6 protein-coding genes are annotated in these 6,013 nt (G+C 70.5%); 3 read left to right on the top strand and 3 right to left on the bottom strand.

Going from position 1 to position 6,013, the window contains the following annotated elements; translation table 11 throughout:
- Positions 1 to 85: 85 nt before the first annotated feature.
- The 3 genes from ABTZ89_RS34445 to ABTZ89_RS34435 all read right to left on the bottom strand — a co-directional run bounded on the left by ABTZ89_RS34445 (position 86) and on the right by ABTZ89_RS34435 (position 3,420).
- Positions 86 to 1,078, bottom strand: a complete 993-nt coding sequence (locus ABTZ89_RS34445; protein WP_351052748.1) for a transketolase family protein — start codon at positions 1,076 to 1,078, stop codon at positions 86 to 88.
- A complete protein-coding gene (locus ABTZ89_RS34440; RefSeq protein ID WP_351052745.1) occupies positions 1,075 to 1,947 on the bottom strand; it encodes a transketolase in 873 nt (290 codons plus the stop codon). The genes ABTZ89_RS34445 and ABTZ89_RS34440 overlap by 4 nt, the downstream gene beginning before the upstream one ends.
- 126 nt (positions 1,948 to 2,073) lie before the next feature.
- Positions 2,074 to 3,420: an MFS transporter gene (locus tag ABTZ89_RS34435; RefSeq protein WP_351052743.1), complete on the bottom strand. Its 1,347-nt coding sequence runs from the start codon at positions 3,418 to 3,420 to the stop codon at positions 2,074 to 2,076.
- A 216-nt stretch (positions 3,421 to 3,636) separates the two neighbouring features.
- Between ABTZ89_RS34435 and ABTZ89_RS34430 the strand changes: the two genes are divergently transcribed.
- The 3 genes from ABTZ89_RS34430 to ABTZ89_RS34420 form a co-directional block, all read left to right on the top strand.
- Complete coding sequence (locus tag ABTZ89_RS34430) at positions 3,637 to 4,458, top strand: sugar phosphate isomerase/epimerase family protein (RefSeq protein ID WP_351052740.1); 822 nt, start codon at positions 3,637 to 3,639, stop codon at positions 4,456 to 4,458.
- 24 nt (positions 4,459 to 4,482) lie between these two features.
- Positions 4,483 to 5,259 carry an SDR family NAD(P)-dependent oxidoreductase gene (locus ABTZ89_RS34425; RefSeq protein ID WP_351052738.1) on the top strand — a complete coding sequence of 259 codons (777 nt, stop codon included), beginning with the start codon at positions 4,483 to 4,485 and terminating at the stop codon, positions 5,257 to 5,259.
- A 16-nt stretch (positions 5,260 to 5,275) separates the two neighbouring features.
- Positions 5,276 to 6,013 (top strand): dihydroxyacetone kinase subunit DhaK (locus ABTZ89_RS34420; protein WP_351052735.1); only part of this gene is annotated, 738 nt, incomplete at its 3' end.

Genomic DNA, 6,013 nt, shown 5'->3' with positions numbered 1-6,013 from the left:
CACGGTTGCTCTTCAGATCTCATTGACCTCGGGGCTGGCCGGCCCGAAACCGTTCGGGCGGACCAGCCGCGAGGTGTTCAGGTGCTCAGCGCAGCTCGTCGAGGACCTTGGCGACGATGCGGTCGGTTGCCAGGCCGTAGCGCTCGTGCAGCGTCGGCAGGGCTCCGGCGTCCAAGAAGGCGTCCGGCAGCGCGATCGGGACGATCCTCTTGTTCAGGCCCCGGGTCACCACGGCCGAGGCGACCGTTTCGAAGAGCCCGCCCACCACGGTGTGGTTCTCCAGCGTCACCACGAGCCGATCGGTGTCCACTTCGGACAGTACGGTGTCGGCGTCGAACGGCTTGATCGTCGGTGCGTGCACCACCGCGACGTCGACCCGGTGCTTCGCGAGCGCTTCCGCCGCCTGCAGTGCGCGCATCGTCATGAGTCCACTTGAGACGAACACGACGTCCGCGCCGCCGCGCAGCACAGCGGCCTTGCCGAGGCGGAACGAGTAGTCGTACTCGTCCAGCACGGTGGGCACCTTGCCGCGCAGCAACCGCAGGTACGTCGGCCCCTCGGCGGCGGCGAGCTGCGGCACGGCCTGCTCGATGTCCACCGCGTCGCACGGGTCGACGATCGTCAGGTTCGGCATGCCGCGGAAGATCGCCACGTCTTCGGTCGCCTGGTGGCTGGGGCCGTACCCGGTGGTCAGGCCCGGGAGCCCGCCGACGATGTTGACGTTGAGGTTCGGCTCCGCGACGTCCAGGCAGAGGAAGTCGTAGGCGCGGCGGGCGGCGAAGACGCTGTAGGTCGAGGCGAAGGGGACCAGCCCCACCTCCGCCATGCCCGCCGCCGCACCGATGAGCAGCTGCTCGGCCATGCCCATCTGGAAGAACCGGTCGGGGTGGGCCTCGGCGAACACGTGCATGTCGGTGTACTTGCCGAGGTCGGCGGTCAGCCCGACGATCCGGTCGTCGGCTTCGGCGAGCGAAGCCAGTGCATGGCCGAACGGGGCGCTGGTGGTCCGCTGCCCGGGATCGGCGAAGGAGGCGATCATCGCCGAGGTGGTCAGCCGCTTCGGCTTCGTGCTGGTCATCGTGCCCGCCCTCCCGCGTTCTCGGCCAGCTGCTCGCGGCACAGCTGCCACTCGTGCTCCTCGATCCGCATGAAGTGGGCCTTCTCCCTGGCTTCCAGCAGCGGCACACCGCGCCCGATCTTGGTGTCGCAGAGGATCACCGCGGGTTCGCCGACGGGCGCCGATCGCTGCGCGGCGGCGTCGAAAGCCCGCAGCAGGGCCGGCACGTCGTTGCCGTCCACGCGCTGTGCGAACCACCCCGCTGCGGACCACTTCTCCTCGGCGGGCTCGATGCCGAGCACGCCCTGCGTGGGCCCGTCCGCCTGCAGCGCGTTCATGTCCACAATGGCCAGCAGCTGGCCGAGTCGGTGGTGGGCGGCGCCCATCGCGGCTTCCCACGTGGAGCCTTCGTCGAGCTCGCCGTCGGACAGGAAGTTGATGATGCGGGGCGCTTCGCCGCGCAGCCGGGTGCCGAGCGCCATGCCGACCGCGACGGTGAGGCCGTGCCCGAGGGATCCGCCGGAGATCTCCATGCCCGGGGTGTAGGACGCCATGCCGGACATCGGCAGGCGGGAGCCGTCCGAGCCGTAGGTCTCCAGCTCCTCTACCGGGATGGTGCCCGCTTCGGCGAGGGCCGCGTACAGGGCGATGGCGTAGTGGCCGGTGGACAGCAGGAACCGGTCCCGCTCGGGCCAGTCCGGGTCGTCGGCCCGGAACCGCAGCTGGTCGGCGTAGACGGCGGCGAGGACGTCGGCGACGCCCAGCGCTTGCCCGACGTACCCCTGGCCCTGCACCTCGCCCATGTCCAGGACGTGGTGCCGCATTCGGTGGGCCGCCGCGCGGACCCGCTCGGCGCGCGCCGCCAGGTCGCTGTCGGTGGCGATCGTCATCGTGTTCCCTTCAATCCGTTGAGATGAGCTGGCATGCATCAAGTCGGACACCCGGAGTCCAGGCGGGCGCTGAGGTTCCGCTACCGGCGCCGCCACGCAGGACGAGGATGGAAAAACCTCGATGTGTCAGCGCGCGGCGGCGGGCCGTGCATCGTCGTTCTCGGCGCTGAGGCGCCGCGCTTCCTCGCGCTCGCGCTTCCCGAACGTCTCGCGGGTCAGCAGGGTGGCGACCAGGCCGAGGACCGAGTAGACGAGGAACAGCAGCGCGGGGCCCATCCAGCCGAGCGCGATGAACAGCAGCGTGGTGACGAACGGGGTGAAACCGGAGATCATCGCCGAGATCTGGTACGCCAGCGACGCTCCCGACGAACGCGTCTTCGCCTGGAACAGCTCGGGGAACCACGCGCCCTGCGAACCGGCCAGCGCGTTCTGGCTGACGCCGTAGGAGATGACCACGGTGGCGATGATCGCGACCAGCGAGCCGGTGTTGACCAGCAGGAACATCGGGATCGCCCAGGCCGCGTTGAACAGGCAGACCCAGACGTACACCGGGCGCCTGCCGACCAGGTCGGTCAGGCGGCCCCACGCCATCGTGGCGAAGATGCCGATCGCCGAGGCGACGCACAGCGACAGGATGGTCTCGTCGCTGGAGGCCAGCTCCTCCGACTTCAGGTAGGAGATCATGTAGGTGATGGCCACCGCGTAGCCCGCGGTCTCGGCGATGCGCAGCCCGATGCCGCGCAGCAGGTTCGGCCAGTCGTTCTTGATCACGTCGACGATCGGGGCCTTGGCGATCTCGCCGCTGTCCCGGACGTCTTCGAACACCGGCGACTCGGGGACCTTCGACCGCACGACCAGCCCGATGATCACCAGCAGCAGGCTGGCCAGGAACGGCACCCGCCAGGCCCAGTCGCCGGGCAGCGCGACCGAACCGAGGAAGACGAGGTTGGCCAGCAGCAGCCCGATCGGGAAGCCGGACTGCACGATCCCGGTGAACGCGCCCTTCCGCAGCAGCGGGGCGTGCTCGTAGGTCATGAGGATCGCCCCGCCCCACTCGGCGCCGTAGGCGAGGCCCTGGATGATCCGCACCGCGACCAGCAGCGCCGGTGCGAGCACGCCGACCTGGGCGTAGGTGGGCAGCAGGCCGATGGCGAACGTGGCCAGCCCCATCACGATCAGCGAGGCCACCAGGACGGGCTTGCGGCCGATCCGGTCGCCGAGGTGGCCACCGACGATGCCGCCGAGCGGCCGGGCGACGAACCCGACGCCGAGCGTCGCGAACGCCGACAGCGTCCCGACGACCGGTGAGGCGCTCGGGAAGAACGCGGGACCGAAGTAGAGGGCCGCGGCGGTGCCGAAACCGATGAAGTCGTAGCTCTCGATGACGCCGCCGGCGGTCGATCCCCACGCCACCCGGTGCACGTCCGGTGTTCCGTGCACCGGGCCGCTGGTGCGCAGCGGTTCCGCGCTCATCGCTCACCTCTCCGTTGGGGTAGTCCGATGTCCTCGACACCGGCTCTCCGGTGTCAACATTGCCGCAGATATTCAGCTCTCGACGAGCGTTTGTCAACAGTGGCGGCCTGCTCCTTGTCCACGTCTTACGTGCTTTAATCTCGCATCTAGTGCTTGAGTTCTTGTCTGTTGACAGATCGCTGTTAACATTCCGGCATCCGTTCTCGAGGAGGAAACGTGTCCGACCGGTGGCCGGGGTGCTCGTCCATCAGCTTTCGCCATCTCGGGTTGGCCGAGGCGCTCCGCGTCATCGGCGAGTGCGGCTTCACCGAGATCGATCTCGGTGCGCTGCCCGGCGTGTGCGACCACGTGCCCTACGACCTGACCGAAGCCGCGGTGGCCGAGGTGGTGTCGACAGTGCGGGCCAGCGGTCTCGCGGTCCGCTCGGTCAACGGCGACATCGGCGACCTGAACCGCGTGCTCGACGAGCGTGCGGCCCAGGAGCGGGAGACGCACCTGGGCCGCCTGCTCGACCTCACCGCGGGATGCGGCGCCGAAGCCCTGGTGCTGCCGTGCGGCGCGCAGTCGCGCGAGCCGGTGACCGGTCTGGACGCCGACCTGGACCGCGTCGCCGGTGAACTCGCCCGGGCCGCCGCGGCCGCGCGAGCCCACGGCGTGGCGATCTGGGTCGAAGCGCCGCACTTCTTCCGCCTGTGCGGCGACGTCGAGCTGGCCGCGCGGCTGATCGAGCGGCTGGACCCGGCGGTGGGCGTCGTGCTGGACACCAGCCACATCGTCGCCTCCGGCGGCGATCCGGCGGACTTCGCGCGGCGGTTCGGGCCGCGGATCGCGCACGTCCACCTCCGGGACGCCAAGCCCGGCGGGATCAACCACAGCATCGGCAACGGCGTGGTCGACTTCCCAGCCGCGTTCGAGGTGTTGCGCTCCACCGGCTACGGCGGGGCGTGCGCGCTCGAACTGGAAACCCGCGATGTCACCGACGACGAACGGCCCGCCGCGGCGGTGCGCGCCGCCCAGTACATCGCAACTCTGCTCTGACCGACGACATTTGGAGGACCTGCAGTGACCAGCACGCAGCGCACGGCAGTGGTGACGGGCGCGGCTGCGCCGCGAGGGATCGGCAAGGCCACGGCCCTGCGCTACGCCCGCGAGGGGTGGGCGGTCGTGGTGCTCGACCTCGACGAACCGGCCGCGAAGGAGACCGCCGAGGACATTGCCGCGCAGACCGGCGCCGCGGTCTTCGCGCACGCCGTCGATGTGTCCGACGAGGCGTCGGTGCGAGCCGCCTATGAGGCGGTGCGGGCGGAGGTGGACGCGGGCCGGCTGCCCGCGGTCGGGGCGCTGGCCAACATCGCGGGCATCACCTCGCCGGTGCCGTTCCTGGAGACGACCCTCGAGCTGTGGAACAAGGTGCTGGCGGTCAACGCGACCGGCACCTACTTGGTCACCAAGGCGTTCCTGCCGGACATGATCGAGGCGGGCTGGGGGCGCATCGTCACCATGTCGTCGGTGTCGGCCCAGCAGGGCGGGGGAGTGTTCGGCAAAACGCCCTACTGCGCCGCGAAGGCCGCCATCCTCGGCTTCACCAAGTCGCTGGCCAAGGAGCTCGGCGCGGCCGGGGTCACCGTCAACGCCGTCGCGCCGAGCGCGGTGGACACCGACATCCGCGTGGCGGCGACCAGCCCGGAGCTGGAGGACGCCATCACCCGCGGCGTCCCGCTCGGCCGCCAGGCCACGGCGGACGAGGTGGCCGGGGTGATCACCTGGCTGTGCACCGACGACGCCGGCTACCTGCAGGGCACCACGATCGACATCAACGGCGGTTCGTTCCTCCACTGAGGACGGATGGGGTGACATGACTTACTTGTGGGACGACCCGGCGACGTTCGCCGACGACGCGCTGGCCGGGTTCTGCGACCTGCACGTCGACCTGGTGCGCCAGGTGCCCGGCGGCGCGGTGCGGCGGGCCCGGCCGGAACGGCCGAAGGTCGCCGTGCTGCCGGGTGGAGGCTCCGGCCACTACCCGGCCTTCTACGGGATCATCGGGCCCGGACTCGCCGACGGAGCGGTCAGCGGCAACCTGTTCACCTCGCCGTCCGCGCAGGACGCCTACTCGGTGGCGAAGGCCGCGGAGTCCGGTGCCGGGGTGGTGTTCAGCTACGGCAACTACGCCGGCGACGTGATGAACTTCGGCCTGGCCACCGACCGGCTGCGCGCCGAGGGCATCGCCGTCGACAACGTGGTGGTCACCGACGACATCGCCAGTGCCCCGGACGAGGGGCAGCGGCGGGGCATCGCGGGCGATTTCGCGGTCTTCAAGATCATGGGTGCCGCTGCCGAGGAAGGCGTGGACCTCGCTTCGGTCGTGCGGGTGGGCAGGAAGGCCAACGAGCGCACGCGCACGATCGGCACCGCGTTCGCCGGATGCTCCTTCCCCGGTGCGGCCGAGCCGCTGTTCCAGGTGCCGGACGGGAAGATGGGTCTGGGACTGGGAATTCACGGCGAACCCGGGTTGCGGGACGTGCCGCTGCCCCGGGCCCGGGAGCTCGCGGCCGACTTCGTCCGCAGGCTGCTCGCGGAGAAGCCCGCGGAC

Source organism: Saccharopolyspora sp. NPDC002686 (genome assembly GCF_040295745.1).
GTDB lineage: Bacteria > Actinomycetota > Actinomycetes > Mycobacteriales > Pseudonocardiaceae > Saccharopolyspora > Saccharopolyspora oryzae.
Note: the sequence above shows the minus strand (reverse complement) of the source record. Positions and strands in the feature narration are given on the sequence as shown.

Excerpts from the sequence above, each read along its gene's own strand:
- ABTZ89_RS34435 (WP_351052743.1), bottom strand. The coding sequence starts at position 3,420 with ATGAGCGCGGAACCGCTGCGCACCAGCGGCCCGGTGCACGGAACACCG.
- ABTZ89_RS34440 (WP_351052745.1), bottom strand. The coding sequence starts at position 1,947 with ATGACGATCGCCACCGACAGCGACCTGGCGGCGCGCGCCGAGCGGGTC.
- ABTZ89_RS34445 (WP_351052748.1), bottom strand. The coding sequence starts at position 1,078 with ATGACCAGCACGAAGCCGAAGCGGCTGACCACCTCGGCGATGATCGCC.